Source organism: Kitasatospora sp. NBC_00315, assembly GCF_041435095.1.
GTDB lineage: Bacteria > Actinomycetota > Actinomycetes > Streptomycetales > Streptomycetaceae > Kitasatospora.
In genome coordinates, this window is sequence record NZ_CP108025.1 from 1,763,528 (window position 1) to 1,788,351 (window position 24,824).

Below are 24,824 nucleotides of genomic sequence, written 5' to 3' on the forward strand. Positions count from 1 at the left end.
CAAGGAGGGACCTGTCATGCCGACCGAAGAAGAGCTCGAGTCCATTGAGGTGCGCATCGCGGCCGCATCCATGGGTCCGTGGGTTCCCGTGCTGGAGACTCGCGGTGCGACCGGCGGGGCGAGCTGCATCCAGATCGCCCCAGCCACTGCCGTGGAGGACGATGAGATCTATCTCAGTCGGTTCACCAACGGAGAACAGGTCCAGGTCAGTCCGGACCTGCAACTGGATGCCGATCTCGATTTCATCGCTTCCGCACGACAGGACATGCCCCGCCTGATCGCCGAGGTGAGGCGACTGCGCGCCCTGCTGCGGGGGGACAGTGACCGGCGGCATGCCGCTTTCGTGGCACTCCTCGAGCTCGGGCGAAGCCAGGACTACCGTGACCGGGCGGATGCCGGTCGTGGCTTGGCGGCCTTCGCCGACATGCAGGAGGCCCTCGGGCCGCTGCTGGAGCTCGTGCTCGACCCGGGTGACACCTTCGTCACCCGGGTGACCGCGGAAGCCGTGCTTCGGCGAATGGACAGGGCCGGGCTGGCGGTAGTCGCCTCCGCGATGGCAGTCGCCAACGCGAATCACAGCGATTACATCCACACCGCAATCGTCGACGTGTTCAGCATCTTCTCCGAGGAGCGGGACAAAGCGATGCAGCTGTGCGAGGAGATGCTGCGGGACAGCGACGACCGGGTTGCCCTGGGAGTCCGTCAGCTGCACGGCATCCTGGCCGAGATCGACCCCGTTCTTCGACCCGCGTAGCGCGGATCATCCCGGCGGGGTGGCGATCTGGGCTTCGAGGTCGGCGACGCGCCGGTCCTGGAACCGCAGGTTCGAGCGGGCGGCCTTGAGGCGTTCGTCGAAGGACCGGTTGTCGGCGGTGAGCTGGCGGACGCGCTGCTTGAGGGTGGTGTTCTCGGTGACGATCCGCTGGATGGCCTCCTGGGTCCACTCGGCTTCCAAGTCGCGGACCTGACCGAGGAGTTCGCCGATGCGGGTGCGCTGGGTGAGGATCTCGCCGTGGGCGGATTTGAGCGCGTCCTCGGCGTTCAGGGCCCGTTCACGCCAGGTCGCCTCGCGTGCCTCGTCCTGGTCGGTGAGCATCTGGGTGCGGCGTTCGCCGGCCTCGGCCATCGCGGTGGCGACCGCGGCTCTGGCATCAGGGTGGTCGTAGAGGAAGGTGCGGGAGACGTTCGCGCGGCGGGCGACGGCGGCGACGCTGATCTGGGTCTTCTCGCGGCGGAGCCGGGTGATGGCATCGTGGACTCGTCCGAGGGCGGCGTCGGTGCTGCGGTGGCGGGCGGCCAGGGCGGCGGCCGTGCGCGGGTCGGGGACGGTGGTGGTCACGTGCATTGCTCCTGTTCGTCGGTGGTGTCCTCGGCCCAGTCCTGCTCGTCGCCGGCGGCCTCGGCGAGGTCGGCAGCGCGGAAGGCGGTGGACCAGACGCGATGGAAGTAGTCCTGGGGTTTGCGCAGGTCCAGGGCAAGGGCGTCGTCGAGCAGGCCGAGGCCGGCCAGTGCGCTCTCCAGGCCGTCGATGGCGCGGGCGGTGGGTTCGAAGTAGCGGTGGAGGTAGTCGGCGGTGGCATCGTCGGGAGCCCCTTCAGCCAAGAGCCGCCACTGTTCGCGCTTGCGCCGCCAGTAGAGGAGGTCGGCGCCGGACATGACGAACTTGTCGCAGTTGTGGCAGTCCAGGTTCCAGGGGCAGGCGCCGCCCTCGACGACGGGCTGGAAGGTGCAGAAGCCGCCCTCTGCTGGTGTGCTGCGGCGGGAGAGATCGATCGCGAGGGCTTGGGCCTGCTGCCGGGTGAGCGGGGTGCTGTCCCCGGCCAGGAGCTCTCCCGGCTGGGCCGCTCCGGGGCCGGCGACCCAGACATGCTGCAGTACGTGCTCCAGGTCAGAGCTGGTCAGGTGGACATAGTGCTCGGCCATGCGGTCGGAGACCTGGCCGAGGTAGCGACGGATATGCGTCAGAGTTGCGCCATGCCGCAGCAGGTTCGTGGCCAGCGTGTGACGGGCCTGGTGCGGGACCAGGCGGCCGAGGTCCAGTTCGTCCACCCACAGCCGGAAGCCTCGGATGAACCAGGTGTAGGACAGCGAGGCTGTCATCTGCGAGTTGCGTGTGGTCCGGGGGAAGAGGACCATCGCCGCACGTTGCTGGGGCGATGGGGCGCGGCCGTGTCGGGCCGTGAACTTCTCCAGCGTCTTGCGCTGCCGCTCGGCGAGAAGATCATAAAGGCCCTCGGGGATGCGAATCGCGGCGTCGTAGTTGCCGACCTTGGTCTGGTCGTGCCAGAACATGGCCAGGCCGCCGTAGCGGCCTATGCAGTCCCACCGCAGCTTCAAGACTTCGCTGGTGCGGCGCCCGGTCGTGACGATCGCTTCCCAAATATCGCGCAGGCCGTGATCGCTGGGGTCATAGGCGTCAGCGAGCCGCTGCAGGTTCGTCACATCGGCAAGTGCGCGGGCTGCCTCGTCCGGGAACGGCCGCCGGGCTCGCAGCGGGGCTCCGCCCCCGGCCGGCATGGACGTGATGAACTCCCGGTCCAGGCCGATTCGTTCGGCGGTGCCGTCCTCCAGTGCGTCCCGAAGGACGCGCCGGACGCTGTTGAAGACCGTCCGGCGCGTGTGCGTGGTCACCGTAGGTGGTTTCCCGGTCGAGCTGGTCAGCGCAATCGACGGCAAGCTGTCGCGTTCCCGACGCCGTTGGTCGGCCACGAACCGCTGCATGTGCTCGCCGCGCAACACACTCGGATCGTGGCCTCCGCCCGGGGAGTCAGCCTCCAAGAACGCCGACAGTTCGGTGGATCCCCGGCGGAGCGAGTCGACTGGCGTGGCGGTCCTGGGACAGCTCGGCGACCGCAGCAGCTCGGCCAAGTGGTCCCAGAGCAGATCCCGTAGCCAGCGCTGTGAGATGGCCGTGAGGTCGATGTGGCTGGCCCGTTTGTCGAACCGAACACCGAAGTGGTCCGTCTCCAAGAACCCCGCCTGTCGGCAGTCCTCGGGAGTGAAGTAGATCAGTTGCAGCTCCCGCCGCATCTCCCTGACAATGCTGGACGAGAAGCCCCCCAGGGCGCTCAGGTCGAGATCAACCAGCGAGTCGACGCAGCTCTCCCGGCAGGCGTTGACCATGCGCTGGATCCATTCAAGGTCCCAGCGGCCGGGCTCGGGCTGCTCGGCGTGGCGGAACATGCCCCACTGGATCTCGGCCCGCAGCAGCGGCCTGAGCCCGCGCAGGTTGATCTGCCCCGGCCAGGTCACCGCCGCCACCGAGGTGCACCAGGCCCGGAACTCCTCCCGGTTCTCCATCACCACCGGGACCGGCTGCCCGACGCGTTCGTAGGAATGCCACCAGTGGTCTGGCAGGGAAGCGCCGCCGGGACGACCGTGCAGCCGGTAGCGGTGGCGGTGTCCCGAGCACAGCCCCAACGGGGAGTAGGCCAGGCTGGCGCAGACTGCCACCTGGCACTCTCCGTATCCCGCCAGGGCTTCCTGTTCTCCAGTCCAGCGCGCGAAGTCTGAGTCCGCAACGGATCCGGACCTGCACAGATGGAGCCAGCGGGTCTGGTGTCGGACGCATAGCCGTGTCGCGGTGTGGGCTGCGGGGCGCTGGGGGCAGATGCGGCAGGATTCCTCGCGGATCCACTCCGACGGACCGAGCGGTTCTGCCGCCGTGACAAAGGCCGCCTTGCCGACCCCGAGCTCCTTGGCCTCGTTCCACTCCCGGCGGTGCACCGAGCACAGATCCGTTCCACCGTCACGGACGCGTTCGCACCGGTTGACGAGGCATTCCCACCGATAGACAGCGTGGCCGCGAGGGATCCGGATGATCGATTCCCGGAAAACCCGGTCGAATGAGGGGCTGTGGGTCAGGGCCGTGAGGATCTCCAGCCGGTCCCGGGCCTGACGGTTGGGACGGTCGGTATGGACCGGCAGCAGAGACGTCGCGCTCACTTCGACTCACCCCAGACCGTACGGAGTGCCGCATCGAACGCCGGGTCGTGGACGTCGACGTGCCCGTAGACCTCGTCCACCATCGTGGCCGAGGCCCAGCCGCCGGCGTCCCGGGCAATCAGCAGGTTGCCGTCCGAGGCGTCGAGGACCGCCGAGGTGAAGCTGTGGCGGAAGGCATGGGGTTTCACGAGCCCCAGGCCGGCGCGTTCCCCGGCCCTGCCCAGCATCCTGCGGGCTCCGACCGGCGCCCAGGGCTCCCCGGCGCTCGCGCCGTGCAGTTGGACCAGTAGCATCCCGTGCCCGGCCCGGTCGCGTGGATACTCGCCGCCGGTGAGGTACTCGAAGTAGGTGTGCACCATCGCCGGGCTGACCCGCTTGATCAGCCCGCCGGTGACCGTGCCGTTTTCGATCCGCCACGGGTGCTTGGTCTTCGCCTCCGCCCGATTCGGGTTGCCGGGCCGGTGGCAGACGTGGACGTGCGGGCTGCGGCACTCACCGCACGCCGCGTTCTCACGCAGGTGCAGGTCGACCAGGTGCAGTCCGCAGAGCTCGCCGATCCGAAGTCCGCCGTCCGCCAGCCAGGTCACCACCAGCCGGTCCCGGGCCGAGTTCACCGTGGCCAGCAGCTTCTCGCGAGCGCCGTCCGGGAGCATCTTCGGGTGTCGACGGTGCGGCCCTCGCGGCGCGAGCGGGTTGGCAGGCATCTCACTCTTCACATGCCCGAGGAACGAGCGGCGGCGGTCCATCTGGGACGGCAACCGGGTCGCGCCGAGTTTCTTGCCGAGCTCGCCGTTGATGCCGAGCGATGCCTGATGCAGGTAGAAGCCCTTCAGGCAGGCTGCAGCAGTCGACAGCGCCGCCCGGCCGTACGGGCGCTTGCCAAGCCGCCACGGCTCACCGAGCGGCATGCGGACCTCGGCGCCGACGGTCCCCATGTACCGCTCAAGATCCCGCAACACCACCGCGCCGAAGGCCAGGCACTCGCGCTCCAGCCACCGCAGATGGTCCACCAGGTAATACGCGTACGTCTTCTGCGTCCCCGAACCGTCGTGCGTGCGAAGGAACCGGTCCGCCTCTGCATGCACCGCCCCTTCGGGCCAGACGATCGTCCACGACCGCCGCCCGTCTTTCCGCTCAATCTGCTGGACCCGCAGGTCCCCGACCACCACTCGCCGTGCCACTTGTCCTCCGTACCGACCCCGGAACATGACAGACGTCCCGGTCCCGGTCGGTAAACGAGCCCATGACGCCTTGGTCACAGGCCCAGACGGACATCACGGGCGGCACTACCCGCGGTCGGTAAAGTTGAGCACGGGGTAGAAGATCGGCTGGTCCGGCAGGCGCGGCGGCCAGGCGCGGCTTCCGGCGGCCCGTACCAGTGCCAGCTCCGCGGGACCGGTGGGGCGCCAGAGAGTGGTCGTACCGGTCATGGCCTGCTCTTCTCCGTGCTCGCTGAGTGGAGCGCACACGGTAACCGGCCCGCCGCACCGGTGGCGACCCGGTTTCCGCCGAGGCCGGCCCGGGGCCGTCAGTGGTAGGCGGCCTCGCCGGTGATGGCCTCGCCGAGGACCAGCGTGTGGATCTCGCCCGTCCCCTCGTAGGTGAGCACCGACTCCAGGTTGTTGGCGTGCCGCAGCACCGGGTACTCGGTGGTGATGCCGTTGGCCCCGAGGACGGTCCGGGCGCTGCGGGCGATCTCCAGGGCGGCCCGGACGTTGTTGAGCTTGCCGAAGCTGACGTGGGCCGGCAGGCACTCCCCCGCGTCCTTGAGGCGGCCGATCCGCACCGCGACCAGGTAGGCCTTCTCGACCTCCAGCATCATCTCCACCAGCTTCTGCTGGGTCAGCTGGAAGGCCGCGATGGGCCGCTCGAACTGGATCCTGCTCTTCGCGTACGCCAGCGCGGTGGTGTAGCAGTCGCGGGCCGCGCCGACGGTGCCCCAGAGGATGCCGTACCGGGCCTCGCCCAGGCAGGAGAGCGGCCCGCGCAGGCCCGTCACGCCGGGTAGCACCGCGTCGCCGGGCAGCAGGACGTCCTCCAGCACCAGCTCGCTGGTCACCGAGGCGCGCAGCGAGAGCTTGCCGTGCACGTCGTGGGCGCCGAACCCCTTGGTGCCGCGCGGCACCAGGAAGCCCCGGATGCCGTCCTCGGTCTGCGCCCAGACCACCGCGACGTCGGCGATGCTGCCGTTGGTGATCCACATCTTGGTGCCGGACAGCACCCAGTCGTCGCCCTTGCGGTGCGCCCTGGTGCGCATGTGGGCCGGGTCGGAGCCGAAGTCCGGCTCGGTGAGGCCGAAGCAGCCGATCGCCCGGCCGGCCGCCATCTCCGGCAGCCAGTGCTGCTTCTGCTCCTCGGAGCCGAAGGCGTGGATCGCGCGCATCGCCAGCGAACCCTGGACGGAGACGAAGCTGCGCAGCCCCGAGTCGGCCGCCTCCAGCTCCATGCAGGCGACCCCGTAGGCGACCGCCGTCGAGCCCGTGCAGCCGTAGCCGTCCAGGTGCATCCCGAGCAGGCCGAGCGCGCCCAGTTCGGGGGCGAGTTCCCGCGCCGGGAAGACGCCCCGTTCGAACCAGTCGCCGATCCGCGGCCTGATCCGCTCGTCGGCGAAGCGCCGTACGGTGTCGCGGATCAACCGCTCCTCGTCGGTGAGCAGGTCGCCGACCGCGAGCAGGTCGGCCGGGTCGATACGGTTCGGCCTCGTCATTGAAGCGCTCCTTGAGATCTTCGAAGGTACTGGCGAGTATTCCGTACGCTGGCCTGTTCAGGGGGCTGTCGGAGAGGGAACGTGGCAATGTACACAATCAGGCGGCTGACCGCCGAGGAGCTGTCCGGGGCCGCCGATGCGCTCGGCGCGCTGCTGGTGGACACCGTGGACGGCGGCAACTCGCTGGGCTTCCTGGCGCCGCTCGGCCTGCCGGCGGCCACCGCCTGGTGGCGGTCGCTGGCCCCGGACCTCGCGGCCGGGCGCCTGCTGCTCTGGGTGGCGCTGGCCCGGGACGGCCGGGTGGCCGGCACGGTCCAGCTGCGGCCGGCCACGCCCGCGAACGGCCGGCACCGCGCCGAGATCGCCAAGTTGATGGTGCACCGCGCGGACCGCGGCCGGCGCCTGGCGACCTACCTGCTCGCCGCCGTCGAGATGCACGCCCCGCACGTCGGCGTCAGCCTGCTCGTGCTGGACACCGAGACCGGCAGCCCGGCCGAGCGGCTGTACGAGTCGGCGGGGTGGTCCCGGGCCGGCAGCATCCCGGACTTCGCCGCGAACCCGGCCGGGGTGCTGCACCCGACCACGCTCTTCTACAAGCGGGTCGAGCCTCGCCCGGCGACCGAGGAGCCGCTCTCGCTAGGCTGATCCGGTCAGGTGGGGATGGTCGCAACGGGGGGTGGACGATGGCACGCTGGGCCGTGGTCGTCGAGGAGACGACGGGGACGGGGGATCACCGGCTCTGGGGACCGGAGGTCCTCGCCGAGGTGACGGGCACCCGCGAGGAGGCCCTCGCGGAGCTCCGGCGCATCGTGCCGGGCTACCGGCCGCAGCACCCGATGATCGACCACGGGCGCACGCTGCTGCGCGACGGTGACACCTACCTGCTCGTCGCGCGCGGCAGCATGCGGGACTACCACTGCGTCTTCCGGGTCTGGGAGCTGCTCTGGGACAGCAAGCGGCCCGAGATCCAGCAGGAGCGCCTGGACGAGGGCCCCGTGGACTGACGGGCCGACGGGCGCGCCACCGTCCGGCGGCGGGTGATCGACGCGCTGAGGATCGGCAGGACGGGCAACGCCGGCATCGAGGAGCACGTCGCCTTCGGCGCCACCACGACCTGCCCGGACGCCGCCGGCGCCGACCTGATCGGCGGGCGACTCCTGCAGCGGATCGCCCGGGGGTCCGCTACGCCCTCACGACGAGCGTCGTCGGCCGCACGGCTGACGCGCTCGGGCTGCCCCGCCCGGGCTCCCGGCGGGAACGGCCCGCTCACTGCAGGATGTTGACCGCCCTGGCCACCACCAGGAGCACCGTCAGCAGCGACACCACGCTCTGCGCCGTCATCAGCAGCTTCGCCCAGGAGGTGAGCGGCATCGTGTCGGTGGGGCTGAAGGCCGCGGCGTTGGTGAACGCCACGTAGAGGTAGTCGCCGAAGTACGGCTCCCACTGCGGCGGCGCCATCTCGCGGTCCTGCATCTGCGGGAAGAGGAAGTCGGGGTGATCCTCGGTGCCCTGGGCCCGGACGACCGGGCCGCCCCGGTCCAACTCCCAGTACCAGAGCGCGAACACGATCACGTTGGTGGCCCAGACCGCGCCGCCCGTCCCGAGCAGGGCCGGCGCGTTCGCCGCGCCGGCCCCGTGCAGGAGCTCGCGCACCAGGAGCACCGCCGACCAGCCGTTGGCCAGGCTGATCGCCCCGGCCAGCGCGAGGCTCAGTCCGCGCAGCAGGAAGGAGCCCCGGTCGAACCGCCGACGCGGGTTGGCCACCACCAGGGCCAGCAGCAGGGCGACCTCCAGCGCCGGCAGCAGCCAGTGCGGGTGGATCGTCAGCCGGGCCGGGAGGAAGAGCTGGAGTGCGATGGCGACCAGGATGGCCACCGTCACCGCCGAGCGCTCCTCGCCCTGGGTGGGACTGCGCCAGGCCGGCGGCGCGGTCGCACCCGCCCGGGCCTCGGCCGAAGCCTCCAGCAGCCGCTCGATCCGCTCCAGCCGCTGGTGCAGCCGCTCCGTCGACGGCTCGTGTCCGGGTGCGGCGGCGCCGGCCGGCTCGTTCTCGTCCATGGCGGACCATTCTGGCCGACCGGGCGCCCCGCCCCGCCGCCCGTGCCCACGCCACGCGGGCGGCCGCGGCCCGGCCCGGCGGACACGGTGCGCGGCGCCCGACCCGAGGCACCCCGGGTGGGACGGTCAGCGCAGCAGCGCGTCCAGGAAGGGGTTGCCGAACACCCGGTGCGGGTCGTACCGGTCGAGCACCGCCACCGCCTCGTCCCAGCCGGGGCCGCCGCCCGCCCGCAGGCTGTCCGGGATCGCGCGGCCGAGCACGTCCGGATCGGACCAGGCGGCTTCGGCGGTGTAGGCCCAGCCCTTGGACCACTCGACGCGCAGGCCGGCCCGGGTGCCGTCGAAGGTGCGCAGCAGGAACTGCTCGATGTCCCGGCAGAACCGGTGCAGGCCGGGGGTGTTCGGCAGGGTGAGGATGTCCAGCCACACGGCGGTGTCCCACTCGGGGTGGTCCGCTCGGGGGCGCAGGGCGGAGAGCAGCGGCGGGCGGGCGCCGGGCACGCCGCACCAGGCCGGGTCGTCGAGACCGGTGACCCGGATCTCGACCGTGCCGTTCACCGGGAACTCGCCACGGGCCTGGTAGTCGGCCAGCAGCTGCCGGTAGTACGCGGCGAACTCGCTCACCACCCACTGGAGATCCGCTCGCCGGGCCAGCACCGCGTACCCGTTGGCGGTCATCCGCAGGGTGCTCGGCCGGACGTACTGGAGCAGCGCCCGGGAGGGCCCCCACAGGTCGGAGCGCAGGCCGTCGGCCAGGAGGTGGGTGAGGGTGTCGCCGCTGAGCAGGTCGCGCAGCAGGCCGCCGGAGAGCAGGATGTCGGTGAGGTCGCCGGTCAGGGCCAGCTTGGCGATCAGGTACTGGAGCTGTCCGAACAGCGGGGCCGATCCCCATGCGCCGCCGACCAGTTGCCCCGCCAGCCTGGCGACCGGCTCGGGGATGCTGTCGGAGAAGGGGTAGTTGTAGGGCTCGGTGACCCGGCGGGCGCCGAACGGCCGGCCGGGGGCGACGCTCCAGGTCTTCAGCCAGGGGCGGTCGGTGAAGGCGAACCAGATGGCCTCGGCCCGGCCGTCGTGGTCGACCAGGTCCGCGAAGGTGCGGGGGTTGCCCGGCGCGCCGGGCCGGGCGAACAGCTCGGTCGCCGGGATGTCGAGCCTGCTGACGCAGCGCAGGTTGCGGTCGGCGCCGGCCCGCAGCACCACCTCGGTGAGGAAGGCCCGGCCCAGGTGGACGAGGAAGGCGGCGCTGTCGGCCTCGGCCCGGTCGAAGCTGCGCAGCACGTAGCGGCCGGCCGCCTCGTCCCGGACGACGGCGGTGAGCCGGACGACCTGGTTGCTCAGGCTGCCGTAGCCGTGGCCGGCCTGCCGGCTCTCGCCCGCCGCCGGGACGGCCGTGCCGTGGCCGCCGATGGCGAGCACGCCGCCGACCGTCACCTCACCGGGCGCGGGGCAGGCCGTCACGCCGAGGCCGTGGTCGGCCAGCAGGGCGAGCAGCGCCTCCATGGTGGCGCCGGTCTGCACCCGGACGGTGTCGGGGCCGTCGAGCGCGATCGCGGTCAGATGACGGCCCGTGTCGACCAGCAGGACGCGGGCCGCCGCGTCGGTCCCGTCCGCGACGGTGAGCGGCGCCCAGGTGTGCCGGTAGCCCTGGGCGCGCAGCCGCCAACCGGCGGCGTGCGCCCAGTCGGCGAGGTCGGCGACCTCCTGCGGGGTGCGCGGCGCGCAGGTCCACAGCTGGTCGGTGCGGATCTCGCCGGACCAGTTCTCGTACACCCGCCGGTACACCTCGGCGCCGGCCGGCAGATCCGGTGGCGCCGGATCCGCCGCACTCGCGCTGTCCGGCCCGATCGTCCCGCGCAGCAGCCAGGCCGCCCCGCCGAGCGCCGCCGACGCCCCGATCAGGCCGCGCCGGGTCAGCCCCGGCCCCGCGTCCCGCCCCGGCCTTGCGTCCCGCCCCGTTCCCGTCCCCATGCCCCGGCCCCGCCCTCGTCGCGTCCCCACGGCCCGTACCGGTGTTCGGCCGGACTCGTGGGCGAGCGTACGAAGCGTGACCGGCGGCGCCGGCCCGAATCCTCCGGATCTCACCTGATCGAGTGAACCGGACCGGCTCCGTGACCCATGGTGCACCGGGACGCGCAGGCGGGTGCGAACCGTGCCGGGCGGCGGGTCCGCCGCCGAGGATCGCGTCCGTCCCGGGCCGTGCGTCGTCGTCAGATCGTGGATCGGCCGCCCCGGCTCCATCCGCTTCATCCTTTCGGGTGAGGAGGAAATACCTGGGGCCCGCGAAGGGCTCAGGTGAACAGGGGTCCGGTCGGTCGGCGCCCCGCCGGGAGGACGCGGCCCCAGCGGCCGGGCCCGCCCGGGAGCCGAGCAGGAGGACGTCGGGCGATGGGTGACGAGCAGGAGCGGTTCCGGGTCGAGCACGACTCGATGGGCGAGGTGCGGGTGCCCGCTGCCGCGAAGTGGCAGGCGCAGACCCAGCGGGCGGTGGAGAACTTCCCGGTGTCGGGCCGCCGGCTGGAGCGCGCGCACATCGCCGCGCTGGCCCGGATCAAGGCGGCGGCCGCGCGGGTGAACGCCAGGCTCGGCGTGCTGGACGAGGAGACGGCGGCGGCGATCGCGGCGGCGGCGGAGGAGGTCGTGGCCGGCGGGCTGGACGACCAGTTCCCGGTGGACGTGTTCCAGACCGGCTCCGGCACCTCCTCCAACATGAACGCGAACGAGGTGATCGCCACCCTGGCGGCCGAGCGGCTCGGCCGGCCGGTGCACCCGAACGACCAGGTCAACGCGAGCCAGTCGTCCAACGACGTCTTCCCGTCCTCGATCCACGTCGCGGCCACCGAGGCCGTCACCCGGGAGCTGCTGCCGGCCCTGGAGCACCTGGCCGAGGCGTTGGAGCGCAAGGCCGCCGCTTTCGCGGACGTGGTCAAGTCCGGGCGCACGCACCTGATGGACGCCACCCCGGTCACCCTCGGCCAGGAGTTCGGCGGCTACGCGGCGCAGGTCCGGTACGGGTGCGAGCGGCTGCTCGCGACGCTGCCCAGGGTCGCCGAACTGCCGTTGGGCGGCACCGCGGTCGGCACCGGCATCAACACCCCGCCGGGCTTCGCGGCCGCGGTGATCGCGGAGCTCGCCCGGGACACCGGGCTGCCGCTGACCGAGGCGCGCGACCACTTCGAGGCGCAGGGCGCCAGGGACGCCCTGGTCGAGCTGAGCGGCCAGCTGCGGACGGTGGCGGTCGGCTTCACCAAGATCTCGAACGACCTGCGCTGGATGGGCTCCGGTCCGCGCACCGGGCTCGGCGAGATCAACCTGCCGGATCTCCAGCCCGGGTCGTCGATCATGCCCGGCAAGGTCAACCCGGTGCTGCCCGAGGTGGTGCTGATGGTCTCCGCGCAGGTGATCGGCAACGACGCGACCGTGACGCTGGCCGGGGCGAGCGGGAACTTCGAGCTCAACGTGATGCTGCCGGTGATCGCCCGCAACGTGCTGGAGTCCGTCCGGCTGCTGGCCACCAGTGCCCGCCTGCTGGCGGACCGCACCGTCGACGGCATCACCGCCAACGTCGAGCGGGCGCGTGAGTACGCGGAGTCCTCGCCCTCGGTGGTCACTCCGCTGAACCGGTACATCGGGTACGAGGAGGCCGCGAAGGTGGCCAAGCAGGCGGTGGCGGAGCGCAAGACGATTCGCCGGGTGGTGCTGGAGCGCGGCCTCGTGGAGCAGGGCAGGCTCACCGAGGAGCAGCTGGACGAGGCGCTCGACGTGTTGCGGATGACCCGGCCCTAGCGCTCCCCCGCAGGGCCCGGCGCTCCGGGTCTCCCGCGGCTTCGGCGGTGCGGGCGCCGGACGTGCGCAGGGCGCGGGCAGGCCGCGCCCTGCGGGGTTCGCTCCCGGACCGGTCCGCACCCCGGGCCGGTCCGGGAGCGGTGGTCAGGCGCCTCCCCCGCCCGCGCGGCCGCCGGTGGCGCGTCCCGCCGCGCCCCGCCGCATCGCCGCGCCGCTCGCCGTCATGGACGCCATCGAGATGGCCGCCAGGCCGAGGAGCAGCATGACGCCGCCGGTGATCGCGTTGGTCGTGATGGTCCGCCGGACGTCCACGTTGCCGGAGACCACCCAGGGGGCGATCACGCACCACGCGCCGATCGCCGTGGCCGCCCAGGCACGGGCGTGGGTGCGTTCGTACGCGGAGCCGTAGCCGCCCATCAGCAGGGCGAAGGCGAGTCCCAGGACCAGGTTGTTGACGACCAGTGTGCCGAAGCCGGCCAAGCCGTTGAAGCCGACGACCCACGGCGAGATCGCCAGGAAGAGCCCGGCCAGCACGGCCAGTGCCTCGACGGCCTGGGCCGCCGGCGTCGAGGTGACGCGTTCGTAGTGCTCCCGGAGTTCGACGATGTCCGGGTGATGCTCCATGCCCATCGGAATCTGGGTAGACACCGATACCACCTCCTCGGTTGCGGAACATGGAAGGCGCATGCCCACTACCCAGTTTGACCCTTTTCTAACATTTTGCTCAGATTCCGGGAACGATTCGCGGCCGCCGAACGTCAGGGGCGCTCCACCCGGAGGACCGACTCCTCCCCCAGGAAGCCGGCGAGGGCCTCGGACTCGTCCCGCAGCGCGCTCAGGACCGGCCGGGAGAGCACGCCGAACGGCTCCAGCACCAGGGTCGAGGCGCCGCGCGCCCGCTCGATCCGCCAGCGGCCGACCACCCGCCCGTCGGCCACCAGCGCCGGATGGATCACCCCGCCCCCCGCGTTGATCCGCTTCGCGTACGCCGGGTCGAGCATCAGCGCGCGGTCACGGTAGCCCAGCAGGTAGCCGTCGTACGCGCCGAGCAGCCGGACGTGCGGCGGGCCGGCGGCGGGCTCGGACCGGGGGTCGGCGAACAGGCCGGGTGCCACCTCGGGCAGCCCGGCCCCGGCGAGCGCGCGGCGGCACAGCGCCCGCGGCAGACCGGACCACGCGGCGAGGTCCTCGGCGCCGGCCGGGCCGAAGGCCGCGAGGTGGCGCCGGGCGAGCCCGGCGAGCTCCGCCTCCCCCGCGGGCTCCGGCGGCGGACCGTCGAGCAGTACGTACCCCGGCCTGCGCGGAGCGAGCTCACCACTCCGGCAGAGCACCCCGCGGGCCGCCGCGTACGCCATCAGATGGGCCGGCGCCTGGCCGCCGCGGTCCACCGCGACACCCCGCTCGATCAGCGCCGCGATCAGGTCCGCCCGGTCCAGCGGCGTGTGCAGCACCTCGGGGATGACCTCCACCGCCCGCGCGCAGACCTCCTCGGTGAGACCCAGCTCCCGCCGCCGCCGGGCACCGGCGGCCAGGTTCCGCGCCCCGAACACGCCGAGCAGCCCGCGCAGATCCGCCGCCGGGACGAGGTGCAGGGTGCCGCGCATCAGCCAGCTGGCGACGACCGAACCGTCCGCGTACGCCGCCTCGACCCGGGCCGGGGAGCGGACGCCGCGGGCCCGCAGCCCGAGCCGGGCCGCCGCCTCGTCCTGCGCCTGGACACCCGCGGCCCGGCCGGCGGCCACGGCCACCGCGCGCGGACCGTCCGGGGGCGCCGTGGCGGGCAGTTGGGCGTGCATCCGCCAGCGCAGCAGCCGCGCGTCGTCGATCGTCACGGCACCATTGTGCGCGGACCGGCGGCGCGGCGCCCGGGCGCCGGCGGGCTACTCCTCCAGCACCGACAGGATGTTCCCGGCCGGGTCCTTGAACCAGGCGATCGGCGGCCCCCAGCCACGGTGGACGCCGTGCTCGTCGGCCTCCATACCCGGGTAGCGCTCGAAGGTCACGCCCAGCTCGGCGAGCGCGAGGACGGCGGCGTCGATGTCCGCCACGGGGAAGTTGAGGACGGTGAAGGTCGCCGGGGTGTGGTCCGCCTTCGGGTAGACGATCACCCGGCCGCCCCCCGCGAGGTGCAGCTCCAGCATTCCGTTGCGCTCCGAGACCTCCAGGCCCAGCGGACCGCCGTAGAACTCCCTGGCCTTCTTCACATCGTCCACGGCGAAACCGCTGAACGCCTTGGCGCTGCCGAACATGACCGGCTCCTTCCCGCTCGGCGTACCACCGTCTCCAGTGTCCCCCCGGTCCGGGGGCGCGCGAGCGCTGGAGCGTCCGGCCGCACGCGGCGCCGCGTGTCGTCGGGCGCGGGCGTCAGCGCGTCCGGTCGCGCGGGCGGCCCCCGCCGCAGCGGCCCGCCGTCCGGGGCCCGGAGCGCTGCGGCGGGTGAGCTGCGTCTCAACCGGGCGGGGCGGCATTGCCTATGCAACTCGTTGCATAGCAGGATGCGGGTATGGCACTGGAGCACGCGATCCTCGTCTCACTGCTGGAGCAGCCCGGCTCCGGATACGAGCTGGCCCGCCGGTTCGACCGCTCCATCGGGCGCTTCTGGACCGCCACCCACCAGCAGATCTACCGCGTGCTGCGGCGGATGGAGACGGACGGCTGGATCGCCGCCGAGGAGGTCGCCCAGGACGGCCGGCCGGACAAGAAGGTCTACTCTGCCGCCGCGCCCGGCCGGGCGGCGCTGGCCGACTGGCTGCGCGAGCCGGTCGAGGCGGAGACCGTCCGGCACGAGCTGGCCGTGAAGATCCGGGCGGCGGCCTTCGACGAGCCCGCCGCGCTGATCCCCGAGGTCCAGCGGCACCGGGAGGGCCATGCCGCCCTGCTGGCCCGCTACCTCGCCGGCGAGCAGCGCGACTTCCCCGACGGCGCGGCCCTCGACGCCCGGCAGCAGCTGCAGCACGTGGTGCTGCGCGGCGGCATCGAGTACGAGCGGATGACCCTCGCCTGGCTGGACGACGTGCTCGCCACCCTGCACCGCCTCGGCAACTGACCACCGGACCCCGACCCTCATGGACGACATCATGCTGTTCAACCCGCGCACCTACGACCCCGTGCAGTTCGACGAGCCGACCCGCCGCCTGCTGCGCGCCACCGTCGACTGGTTCGAGTCACGCGGCAAGAAGGCCCTGATCGACAGCTACATCGACCGGGCCTGGTACGGCGACTTCCTCGAGTTCGCCGCCGAGGAGGGCCTGTTCGCGGCCTTCCTGACGCCGGCCACCGAAGCGGACGGCGACGTCGCCAAGCGCTGGGACACCGCCCGGATCGCCGAGCTGAACGAGATCCTCGGCTTCTACGGACTCGGTTACTGGTACACCTGGCAGGTGACCATCCTCGGCCTCGGCCCGGTCTGGCAGAGCGAGAACGAGGCCGTCCGGGCCCGCGCGGCCAAGCTGCTGACGGAGGGTCACGTGATGGCCTTCGGGCTGTCCGAGCGCACCCACGGCGCGGACATCTACTCCACCGACATGATCCTCACCCCGGACGGCGAGGGCGGGTTCACGGCCGAGGGCTCGAAGTACTACATCGGCAACGGCAACGTGGCCGGCCTGGTGTCGGTGTTCGGCCGCCGCTCGGACGTCGAGGGCCCCGAGGGGTACGTCTTCTTCGCCGCCGACAGCCGGCACGAGGCGTACCACCTGGTCAAGAACGTGGTGAACGCGCAGATGTACGTCAGCGAGTTCCGCCTCGACGCCTACCCGGTGCGCGCGCAGGACGTGCTGCACACCGGCCGGGCCGCCTTCGACGCGGCGCTGAACACCGTCAACGTGGGCAAGTTCAACCTCTGCACCGCCTCCGTCGGCATCTGCGAGCACGCGATGTACGAGGCCGTCACACATGCCCACAACCGCGAGCTGTACGGCCGCAAGGTCACCGACTTCCCGCACGTGCGACGGGAGTTGGCCGACGCGTACGTCCGGCTGACGGCGATGAAGCTGTTCAGCGCCCGGGCCGCCGACTACTTCCGCTCCGCCTCGCCCGAGGACCGTCGCTACCTGCTCTTCAACCCGATGACCAAGATGAAGGTCACCACCGAGGGCGAGAAGGTCATCGACCTGATGTGGGACGTCATCGCGGCCAAGGGCTTCGAGGCGGACACCTACTTCGACAAGGCGGCGAAGGACATCCGCGGCCTGCCGAAGCTGGAGGGCACCGTCCACGTCAACCTGGCCCTGATCCTCAAGTTCATGGGCAACTACCTGTTCAACCCGGCCGAGTACCCGCCGGTGCCGGCCCGACTGGACGGCGCCGACGACGCCTTCCTGTTCCGGCAGGGCCCGGCCCGGGGCCTCGGGGCGATCCGCTTCCACGACTGGCGCACGGCCTACGACGCGCACGCCCACGTGCCGAACGTGGCCCGGTTCCGCGAGCAGGCCGACGGGCTCTGCGCACTGCTCGCGGCCCACGCCCCGGACGAGGCGCAGCAGCAGGACCTGGACTTCCTGCTCTCGCTCGGCCAGCTCTTCGCCCTCGTGGTCTACGGCCACCTGGTACTGGAGCAGGCCGAGTCGACCGGCCTGGACGGCGACGTGCTGGACGAGATCTTCGACGTGCTGGTGCGGGACTTCTCCACCCACGCCACCGAGATGCACGGCAAGTCCGGGGCCACCGAGGCCCAGGCCGCCTGGGCGCTGGCACACGTGCGGCGCCCGGTGGCGGACGCCGGGCGCGCGGCCAGGGTCTGGGCCCAGGTCGAGGCGCTGTCCGGAGCGTACGAGATGCGGGACTGAAACCCCCGGACAGGGCCGGGCGGGGGCGCCGCACTGCTCGGCGGCGCCCCCGCCCGGCCGGTCCGCCGGGACACGGCGACGGCGCGCCGTCCTGGCCCGCGCGGTCGGCCCGCGAACCATTGGCGCGTCCATGATAGTTGAGTGACGCAAGGATGTCGCCGGGGCGACGCCGTCGCGCCCCGCGCCGGCGTCACAGCGGCCGCCGCCCGGACGTACGGTGGACCGTGGAGGCACTCGTCATGCACGTCACGGGTACGTACTTCACCGACCGGAGCGACGCCGGCCGGCAGCTCGCCGCCCTGCTGGAGCACCTGCGCGGGGCCGCCCCCGTGGTGGTCGCCCTGCCGCGCGGCGGAGTGCCGGTGGCGGCCGAGGTCGCCCACGCGCTGGACGCCCCGCTGGACATCTGCGTGATCCGCAAGCTGGGCGTGCCCGCCCAGCCGGAGCTGGGCATGGGCGCGATCGGCGAGGACGGCGCGCGGGTGGTCAACGACCAGGTGCTCCGGATGGCGGGCGTCACAGCGGCCCAGCTCGCCGAGGTCGAGCGGCTGGAGCGGGCCGAACTGGCACGGCGGGCCGAACGCTACCGGGGCGGGGTGCACCCCCTCGACCTGTGGGGGCGCACGGTCGTCGTGGTCGACGACGGCATCGCCACCGGCTCCACCGCCAGGGCCGCCTGCGGGATCGTCCGGGCCCGCGGAGCCGCCCGGGTGGTGCTCGCGGTACCGGTGGCGCCGAACGACTGGACGGTCCGGCTGCGGGGCGTCGCCGACGAGCTGGTCTGCGTCGCCACGCCCGCGCCGTTCTTCGCCATCGGCGAGTTCTACGACGACTTCACGCAGACCGAGGACGCGCAGGTGCTGCGCTGCCTGGAGCGGGCCGGGCGCCGGGGACACGTCGACCGGGAGGTCACGGTGCTGGCCGACGGCCGGCGGCTCGGCGGGCGGCTGACCGTGCCGGCCGGCGCCACCGGCGTCGTGGTCTTCGCGCACGGCAGTGGCAGCAGCCGGCACAGTCCGCGCAACCGCTTCGTCGCCGAGTACCTCAACCGGGCGGGGCTGGCCACCCTGCTGTTCGACCTGCTGACCGAGGAGGAGGAACCCGACCGGCAGAAGGTCTTCGACGTGGGACTGCTCGGCGGCCGGCTCGCCCAGGTCGCCGACCGGCTGGCCTACGAGCGGTGGGCCGGGGGCCTGCCGTTGGGCTACTTCGGCGCCAGCACCGGCGCGGCCGCCGCGCTCTGGGCGGCGGCGCAGAGCGGGTCGCAGGCCGCGGCCGTGGTCTCCCGGGGCGGCCGGCCGGATCTCGCCGGGGACTGGCTGGGCCGGGTGAACGCGCCGACCCTGCTGATCGTCGGCGGCCGTGATCCGGAGGTGGCCGAGCTCAACCGGCGCGCCGGGGAGCGGCTGCGGTGCGAGAGTGAGCTGGTGGTCGTGGAGCACGCGACCCACCTGTTCGAGGAGCCCGGGACGCTGGAGAGCGCCGCGCACCACGCCCGGGACTGGTTCCTGCGCCATCTGGCCGACCGGCACCACCCCGGCCCGCCCTGGCCGTGAGCCCGCCGCCCCGGCACGGCGGCCGCCGCGGCCCCGGCCGCCGTGCCGGGGCGCCACCCGCGCCCCGACACGGGCCGGCGGCCCGCCGCCGTACCCGGGCCGCGGACAGCGCAATGTGCTCAGCGGCCCGCGCGATTTCCTGCTCACCTTGTACACATTGAGCAGTGAGATCCCCCTCTGTTGCCCAATCGCCCCGGCAGGAGCAAGCTCGGCGATCAACCGCACCGCCCACCCCCGCGGCGCGGACGCCTCACCGTGGAGGAAGACCGATGACCCCGCAGTCGCCCGCCCTTGAGCTGACCCCCGAGGAGCGCGAGGCCGGCCTCACCGCCGAGCAGCTGCGCCGCCTGGTGGGCCTCGTCGAACACGACGCCGCCACGGACCCGTTCCCCGTCATCGCCCAGGACGCGGTGGTCTTCGTGGTCGGCAACGCCACCCTGACGGCCCAGCTCTACCAGGTCGTCTTCGGCATGGAGTTGGTCGCCTACTCCGGCCCGGAGACCGGCCGCCGCGACCGCAAGGCGTTCGTGCTGCGCTCCGGCTCCTGCCGGTTCGTGATCAAGGGCGGGGTCGCCCCGGACAGCCCGCTGCTGGAGCACCACCGCCGGCACGGCGACGGCGTCGTCGACCTCGCGATCGAGGTGCCGGACGTGGACAAGTGCATCGCCCACGCCCGCGCCCAGGGCGCCCGCATCCTGGAGGAGCCGAACGACGTCTCGGACGAGAACGGCACCGTGCGCCGCGCCGCCGTCGCCACCTACGGCGAGACCCGGCACACGCTGATCGACCGCTCCCGCTACCAGGGCCCCTACCTGCCGGGCTACGTCGTCGCCGAGACGAAGGCGCAGCGCCCCGAGGGCGCGCCGAAGCGGCTGTTCCAGGCGCTGGACCACGCGGTCGGCAACGTCGAGCTCGGCCACATGAACGAGTGGGTCGGCTTCTACAACAGGGTCATGGGTTTCGTGAACATGGCCGAGTTCGTCGGCGACGACATCGCCACCGAGTACTCCGCGCTGATGAGCAAGGTGGTCGCCAGCGGCAACCACCGGGTCAAGTTCCCGCTCAACGAGCCGGCCGTCGCCAAGAAGAAGTCGCAGATCGACGAGTACCTGGAGTTCTACGGCGGCCCCGGCTGCCAGCACCTCGCGCTCGCCACCAACGACATCCTCACCACCGTGGACGTGCTGCGCTCGCGCGGCGTGGAGTTCCTCGCCACCCCCGACTCGTACTACGACGACCCGGAGCTGCGCGCCCGGATCGGGCACGTCCGGGTGCCGGTCGAGGAGCTGAAGAAGCGCGGCATCCTGGTCGACCGCGACGAGGACGGCTATCTGCTGCAGATCTTCACCAAGCCGCAGGGCGACCGGCCGACGGTGTTCTTCGAGTTCATCGAGCGGCATGGTTCGCTGGGCTTCGGCAAGGGCAACTTCAAGGCGCTCTTCGAGTCCATCGAGCGCGAGCAGGACCGTCGCGGCAACCTCTGACCGGAGCACCGGCTGGCCGGGAGCCCCGTCGCACCCGGCCGGCCACCTGACCGGCCTCGATCGGCTCAAGGGAGAGCGGACCATGGCGCACTACCGGCAGCTGGGCAGCATTCCGCCCAAGCGGCACACCCAGCACCGCACGCCCGAGGGCGGGCTGTACTACGAGGAGCTGATGGGCGAGGAGGGCTTCTCCTCCGACTCCTCGCTGCTCTACCACCGGGGCATCCCCTCCGCCATCGTGGACGCCGTGCCGTGGGAGCTGCCGGACCAGGCCACCGTGGCGAACCACCCGCTGCTCCCCCGGCACCTCAAGCTGCACGAGCTGTTCGCCGGCCAGGAGTGGAAGGCCACCGACGCCGTCACCGGGCGGCGCCTGGTGCTCGGCAACGGCGACGTCCGGATCAGCTACGTCGCAGCCGGGGCCGCCAGCGAGCTGTACCGCAACGGGCTCGGCGACGAGTGCGTGTACGTCGAGGCGGGCGCGGGCACGGTGGAGACCGTGTTCGGTTCACTGGAGGTCGGCCCGGGCGACTACGTCGTCATCCCCCGGGCCACCACCCACCGCTGGGTCCCGGCCGGGGACGAGCCGCTGCGGGCGTACTGCATCGAGGCGAACAGCCACATCACCCCGGTCAAGCGCTACCTCTCCGAGTACGGGCAGCTGCTGGAGCACGCGCCCTACTGCGAGCGCGACCTGCGCGGCCCGGCCGGTCCGCTGCTGGCCGAGGGCGCCGACGTGGACGTGCTGGTCAAGCACCGCGGTCCGAACGGGGTCTCGGGCACCCGCTACACCGTGCCGCAGCACCCGTTCGACGTGGTCGGCTGGGACGGCTGCCTGTACCCGTACGTGTTCAACATCCGGGACTTCGAGCCGATCACCGGCCGGATCCACCAGCCGCCGCCCGCCCACCAGGTGTTCGAGGGCAACGGGTTCGTGATCTGCAACTTCGTGCCGCGCAAGGTGGACTACCACCCGCTGTCCATCCCGGTGCCGTACTACCACTCCAACGTGGACAGCGACGAGGTGATGTTCTACTGCGGCGGGGACTACGCCGCCCGCAAGGGCTCCGGCATCGCCCAGGGCTCGGTCTCGCTGCACCCGGGCGGCCACACCCACGGCCCGCAGCCCGGTGCGTACGAGCGCAGCATCGGCGCCGAGTTCTTCGACGAACTCGCCGTGATGGTGGACACCTTCCGGCCGCTGGAGCTCGGCGAGGCCGGCCGGGCCGCCGAGGATCCGGGCTACGCCTGGACCTGGTCGGGGCGGGGGCCGGGCCGGTGAGCGTGCCACCGCTGCTGCGGCTGCTGTTCGACGACGCGGCCGTGTTCCCGCCCGGGAACCTGCCGCTCGCCGAGGCCGTGCCCGCGCACCGCGCCCACCGGGTTGCCCGGTACGCCGACGCGGTCGGCCCGTTCCTCTGCGGGGCCGGCCGGCTGGCGGAGCTCGCCGCTGCGGCCGGCCCGGCGGACGGCCCGGCGCTGCGGGTCGGGCTGGTGCTGCCGGGGGGCAGCGCGAGCCTGGCCGAGGCCCTGGCGGCCGCCGCGCCCTTCGAGATCGCCGCCGTGGAACTGGTCTCGGCCGACCTCCCGAAGACCGTCGCCGTACTCGACGAGCGGTTGCCGGCCGGTACCACCGCCTACGTCGAACTCCCGCGCGACAGCCGGGTCGAGGACGCGCTCGACGTACTCGCGGGCACACCGTACCGGGCGAAGTTCCGTACCGGCGGGCTCACCGCCGAGGCCTTCCCCGGCGTGTACGAGCTGGCCGGGTCGCTGATGGCCTGCGCGGAGCGGGCCGTACCGTACAAGTGCACGGCCGGGCTGCACAACGCCGTCCGGCACACCGACCCGGTCACCGGCTTCGAGCACCACGGCTTCCTGAACGTCCTGCTGGCCGCGCTCGCCGCGCGGGCCGGCGACCGCACGGGAACGGCGGACGCCCTGCGGGAGCGCTCGGGCGAGGTCCTGGCGGGCGCGGCCCGCGCGCTGAGCGATGATCAGGTCACCCTGATCAGGGAATCGTTCACCTCGTTCGGCACCTGCAGCATCGCCGAGCCGCTGGCCGACCTCGCCGACCTCGGCCTACCGGCCACCACCTTGACCCCGCACCTGGAGGACCGTTGACCGCCGCCACCTGGATCGCCGCCGCGAAGGGCTCGCCGTTCGGCGTGCACAACCTCCCGTACGGCGTCTTCAGCACCGCGGACCGGCCGGGCCGGCGCCGGATCGGCGTACGGATCGGCGACTTCGTCCTGGACGCGGGCGCCGCCGCGCGCGCCACCGGGGCGCCCTCGGTGCTGCTCGACGCCGACACGCTCAACCCGCTGCTGGCCGCCGGGCGCCCGCTCTGGGCCGAGGTACGGGCCGCCCTCACCCACTGGCTGACCGAGGAGTCGTACCGGGGTGCCCTCACCCCGCTGCTGACCCCGCTGGCCGAGGCCGAGCTGCACCTGCCCTTCGAGGTGGCCGACTACGTCGACTTCTACTCCTCCGAGCACCACGCCACCAACCTCGGCCGGATCTTCCGCCCCGGCGCGGAGCCGCTCACACCCAACTGGAAGCACCTGCCCATCGGCTACCACGGCCGCTCCGGCACCGTCGTGGTCTCCGGCACCCCGGTCACCCGGCCGCACGGCCAACGCAAGGCGCCCTCGGACGCGGTGCCCGACTTCGGCCCGACCCGGCGCCTGGACATCGAGGCGGAGGTCGGCTTCGTCGTCGGCACCCCGTCCGAGCCGGGCAGCAGGGTGCCGATGGCGGGCTTCAGCGAGCACGTGTTCGGGGTCTGCCTGGTCAACGACTGGTCCGCGCGCGACATCCAGGCCTGGGAGTACGTGCCGCTCGGCCCCTTCCTCGGCAAGTCCTTCGCCACCTCGCTCTCGCCGTGGATCGTCCCGCTGGAGGCCCTGGAGCACGCCCGGGTCGCCCCGCCGGCCCGGGACGTGGAACCGCTGCCCTACCTCGACGACCGCGCCGGCGAGCCCTGGGGGCTGGACATCGAGCTGGAGGTCCGGCTGAACGGCCACACCCTCTCGCGTCCGCCCTTCGCCGGCATGTACTGGACGGCCGCCCAGCAGCTCGCCCAGATGACCGCCAACGGCGCCTCGCTGCGCACCGGCGACCTCTTCGCCTCCGGCACGGTCAGCGGCCCCGAACCGCGGACCCGTGGCGCGCTGATCGAGCTCACCTGGAACGGCACCGAGCCGATCGAACTCCCCGACGGCAGCACCCGCTCCTTCCTGGAGGACGGGGACGAGGTCACCATCACCGCAACCGCCCCCGGCCCGGCCGGCACCCGGATCGGCTTCGGCGAGGTCAGCGGCCGCATCCGGCCCTGAGCACCGCGCGCCGCCCCGGGTACGGTGTCGGAAGGACCAGGCAGGACGGCGAAGAGACGGGAACGGCCCGATGACCCCAGAGGTACAGCTGCGCAGGGACGGCCGGGCGGGACACATCGTGCTGGACCGCCCGCGCGCGCTCAACGCGCTGACCCACGGCATGATCACCGCCGTACGCGAGGCGCTGGACGCCTGGGCGGCCGACGACACCGTGGCCACCGTCGTGCTCACCGGCGCGGGCGGGCGCGGGCTCTGCGCCGGGGCCGACATCCGGGCGATCCACGACGACGCAAGATCCGGCGGGGCGGGCGCGCGGGCCTTCTTCCGGGACGAGTACCGGCTGAACGCGCTGATCGCGCGCTACCCCAAGCCGTACGTCGCGGTGATGGACGGCATCACCATGGGCGGCGGGGTCGGGCTCTCCGCGCACGGCGGCGTGCGGGTCGTCACCGAACGCTCCGCGGTGGCGATGCCGGAGACCAGGATCGGGCTCGTCCCGGACGTCGGCGGCAGCCTGCTGCTGGCCCGCGCGCCGGGCGAACTCGGCACCCACCTGGGCCTGACGGCCGCCTCGATGGACGCCGGGGACGCGCTGCTCTGCGGGTTCGCCGACCACTTCGTGCCGGCCGGACGGCTGGCCGGGTTCACCGGCGCCCTGGCCGTCCTGGACCCGGCCGAGGCGGTCGGCGGGTTCGCGGAGCCCGCGCCGCCGGCGGCCCTGGCCGCACAGCGCGGATGGATCGACGCCTGCTACGCCGCCGACACCGTCGAGGAGATCCTCGATCGGCTGCTCGACTGCGGCGTCCCGGAGGCCAAGGAGGCGGCCGAGCAGATCACCGCGAAGTCGCCGACCGCCGTGAAGGTCACCCTGGCGGCGCTGCGCCGGGCCCGGCTGCTCGGCTCCCTGGAGGCCGTGCTCGGCCAGGAGTACCGCGTCTCCTGCGCGGCGCTGGACTCCCACGACCTGGTGGAGGGCATCCGTGCCCAGGTGGTCGACAAGGACCGCGACCCGCACTGGGCCCCGGCGACTCTGGCCGAGGTCACCGAGGCCGACGTCGCCCGCTACTTCGCGCCCCGGGGCGACGACGAGCTCTGACCGCTCCGGACCGCTCCGGACCTCCACAGGGCGGGCGGCGGGCGGGCCGTGGCGGCCGGCAGCGGGACCG

21 protein-coding genes are annotated in these 24,824 nt (G+C 72.8%); 12 read left to right on the forward strand and 9 right to left on the reverse strand.

Annotated elements, in window-relative coordinates:
• Positions 1 to 16 precede the first annotated feature (16 nt).
• Positions 17 to 754 carry a hypothetical protein gene (locus OG823_RS07400; RefSeq protein WP_371478527.1) on the forward strand — a complete coding sequence of 246 codons (738 nt, stop codon included), beginning with the start codon at positions 17 to 19 and terminating at the stop codon, positions 752 to 754.
• A gap of 6 nt (positions 755 to 760) precedes the next feature.
• Here OG823_RS07400 and OG823_RS07405 read toward each other — a convergent pair whose 3' ends face one another.
• The 4 genes from OG823_RS07405 to OG823_RS07420 form a co-directional block, all read right to left on the reverse strand.
• A complete protein-coding gene (locus OG823_RS07405) occupies positions 761 to 1,339 on the reverse strand; it encodes a DUF6262 family protein (protein ID WP_371478528.1) in 579 nt (192 codons plus the stop codon).
• Complete coding sequence (locus OG823_RS07410; protein ID WP_371478530.1) at positions 1,336 to 3,945, reverse strand: tyrosine-type recombinase/integrase; 2,610 nt, start codon at positions 3,943 to 3,945, stop codon at positions 1,336 to 1,338. Before OG823_RS07410 ends, OG823_RS07405 begins: the two co-directional genes overlap by 4 nt.
• Positions 3,942 to 5,030 carry a tyrosine-type recombinase/integrase gene (locus OG823_RS07415; protein ID WP_371478531.1) on the reverse strand — a complete coding sequence of 363 codons (1,089 nt, stop codon included), beginning with the start codon at positions 5,028 to 5,030 and terminating at the stop codon, positions 3,942 to 3,944. The genes OG823_RS07410 and OG823_RS07415 overlap by 4 nt, the downstream gene beginning before the upstream one ends.
• 443 nt (positions 5,031 to 5,473) lie before the next feature.
• Positions 5,474 to 6,652 (reverse strand): acyl-CoA dehydrogenase family protein, encoded by a 1,179-nt coding sequence (locus tag OG823_RS07420; RefSeq protein ID WP_371478533.1) that lies wholly within the window; start codon positions 6,650 to 6,652, stop codon positions 5,474 to 5,476.
• An 87-nt stretch (positions 6,653 to 6,739) separates the two neighbouring features.
• Between OG823_RS07420 and OG823_RS07425 the strand changes: the two genes are divergently transcribed.
• Both OG823_RS07425 and OG823_RS07430 read left to right on the forward strand, forming a co-directional pair.
• Positions 6,740 to 7,297 (forward strand): N-acetyltransferase family protein, encoded by a 558-nt coding sequence (locus OG823_RS07425; protein WP_371478535.1) that lies wholly within the window; start codon positions 6,740 to 6,742, stop codon positions 7,295 to 7,297.
• 38 nt (positions 7,298 to 7,335) lie between these two features.
• Positions 7,336 to 7,656 carry a hypothetical protein gene (locus OG823_RS07430; protein WP_371478537.1) on the forward strand — a complete coding sequence of 107 codons (321 nt, stop codon included), beginning with the start codon at positions 7,336 to 7,338 and terminating at the stop codon, positions 7,654 to 7,656.
• Positions 7,657 to 7,918: 262 nt separating this feature from the next.
• Here the strand turns inward: OG823_RS07430 and OG823_RS07435 are convergent, their stop codons facing one another.
• Together OG823_RS07435 and OG823_RS07440 are read right to left on the reverse strand one after the other, a co-directional pair.
• Complete coding sequence (locus tag OG823_RS07435) at positions 7,919 to 8,710, reverse strand: hypothetical protein (RefSeq protein ID WP_371478539.1); 792 nt, start codon at positions 8,708 to 8,710, stop codon at positions 7,919 to 7,921.
• A 126-nt stretch (positions 8,711 to 8,836) separates the two neighbouring features.
• Positions 8,837 to 10,678 (reverse strand): cholesterol oxidase substrate-binding domain-containing protein, encoded by a 1,842-nt coding sequence (locus tag OG823_RS07440; RefSeq protein ID WP_371478540.1) that lies wholly within the window; start codon positions 10,676 to 10,678, stop codon positions 8,837 to 8,839.
• A 417-nt stretch (positions 10,679 to 11,095) separates the two neighbouring features.
• On the opposite strand from OG823_RS07440, the gene OG823_RS07445 reads away from it, so the two are divergent.
• A complete protein-coding gene (locus tag OG823_RS07445) occupies positions 11,096 to 12,493 on the forward strand; it encodes a class II fumarate hydratase (RefSeq protein ID WP_371478541.1) in 1,398 nt (465 codons plus the stop codon).
• Between the two features lie 144 nt (positions 12,494 to 12,637).
• Here the strand turns inward: OG823_RS07445 and OG823_RS07450 are convergent, their stop codons facing one another.
• The 3 genes from OG823_RS07450 to OG823_RS07460 form a co-directional block, all read right to left on the reverse strand.
• Positions 12,638 to 13,141 carry an SPW repeat protein gene (locus OG823_RS07450; RefSeq protein ID WP_371478542.1) on the reverse strand — a complete coding sequence of 168 codons (504 nt, stop codon included), beginning with the start codon at positions 13,139 to 13,141 and terminating at the stop codon, positions 12,638 to 12,640.
• Positions 13,142 to 13,251: 110 nt separating this feature from the next.
• Positions 13,252 to 14,325 carry a winged helix DNA-binding domain-containing protein gene (locus OG823_RS07455; RefSeq protein ID WP_371478543.1) on the reverse strand — a complete coding sequence of 358 codons (1,074 nt, stop codon included), beginning with the start codon at positions 14,323 to 14,325 and terminating at the stop codon, positions 13,252 to 13,254.
• A gap of 48 nt (positions 14,326 to 14,373) precedes the next feature.
• On the reverse strand, positions 14,374 to 14,742 hold the full coding sequence (locus OG823_RS07460; RefSeq protein ID WP_371478545.1) for a VOC family protein: 369 nt from the start codon (positions 14,740 to 14,742) through the stop codon (positions 14,374 to 14,376).
• A gap of 254 nt (positions 14,743 to 14,996) precedes the next feature.
• Between OG823_RS07460 and OG823_RS07465 the strand changes: the two genes are divergently transcribed.
• The 8 genes from OG823_RS07465 (at position 14,997) to OG823_RS07500 (ending at position 24,754) form a co-directional block, all read left to right on the forward strand.
• Positions 14,997 to 15,539, forward strand: coding sequence for a PadR family transcriptional regulator (locus OG823_RS07465; RefSeq protein WP_371478548.1), 543 nt, complete (start codon positions 14,997 to 14,999; stop codon positions 15,537 to 15,539).
• A gap of 19 nt (positions 15,540 to 15,558) precedes the next feature.
• A complete protein-coding gene (locus tag OG823_RS07470) occupies positions 15,559 to 17,280 on the forward strand; it encodes an acyl-CoA dehydrogenase (RefSeq protein ID WP_371478549.1) in 1,722 nt (573 codons plus the stop codon).
• Positions 17,281 to 17,519: 239 nt separating this feature from the next.
• On the forward strand, positions 17,520 to 18,836 hold the full coding sequence (locus tag OG823_RS07475) for a phosphoribosyltransferase family protein (protein WP_371478551.1): 1,317 nt from the start codon (positions 17,520 to 17,522) through the stop codon (positions 18,834 to 18,836).
• A 347-nt stretch (positions 18,837 to 19,183) separates the two neighbouring features.
• Positions 19,184 to 20,320: a 4-hydroxyphenylpyruvate dioxygenase gene (gene hppD / locus OG823_RS07480; protein ID WP_371484344.1), complete on the forward strand. Its 1,137-nt coding sequence runs from the start codon at positions 19,184 to 19,186 to the stop codon at positions 20,318 to 20,320.
• Positions 20,321 to 20,402: 82 nt separating this feature from the next.
• The gene (locus OG823_RS07485; protein WP_371478553.1) at positions 20,403 to 21,602 is read left to right on the forward strand and encodes a homogentisate 1,2-dioxygenase; all 1,200 of its coding nucleotides are present in this window, start codon (positions 20,403 to 20,405) and stop codon (positions 21,600 to 21,602) included.
• On the forward strand, positions 21,599 to 22,444 hold the full coding sequence (locus tag OG823_RS07490) for a hypothetical protein (RefSeq protein ID WP_371478555.1): 846 nt from the start codon (positions 21,599 to 21,601) through the stop codon (positions 22,442 to 22,444). Before OG823_RS07485 ends, OG823_RS07490 begins: the two co-directional genes overlap by 4 nt.
• A complete protein-coding gene (gene fahA / locus OG823_RS07495; RefSeq protein WP_371478556.1) occupies positions 22,441 to 23,658 on the forward strand; it encodes a fumarylacetoacetase in 1,218 nt (405 codons plus the stop codon). The genes OG823_RS07490 and fahA overlap by 4 nt, the downstream gene beginning before the upstream one ends.
• Before the next feature lie 70 nt (positions 23,659 to 23,728).
• Positions 23,729 to 24,754, forward strand: a complete 1,026-nt coding sequence (locus tag OG823_RS07500) for an enoyl-CoA hydratase/isomerase family protein (protein WP_371478557.1) — start codon at positions 23,729 to 23,731, stop codon at positions 24,752 to 24,754.
• Positions 24,755 to 24,824 lie beyond the last annotated feature (70 nt).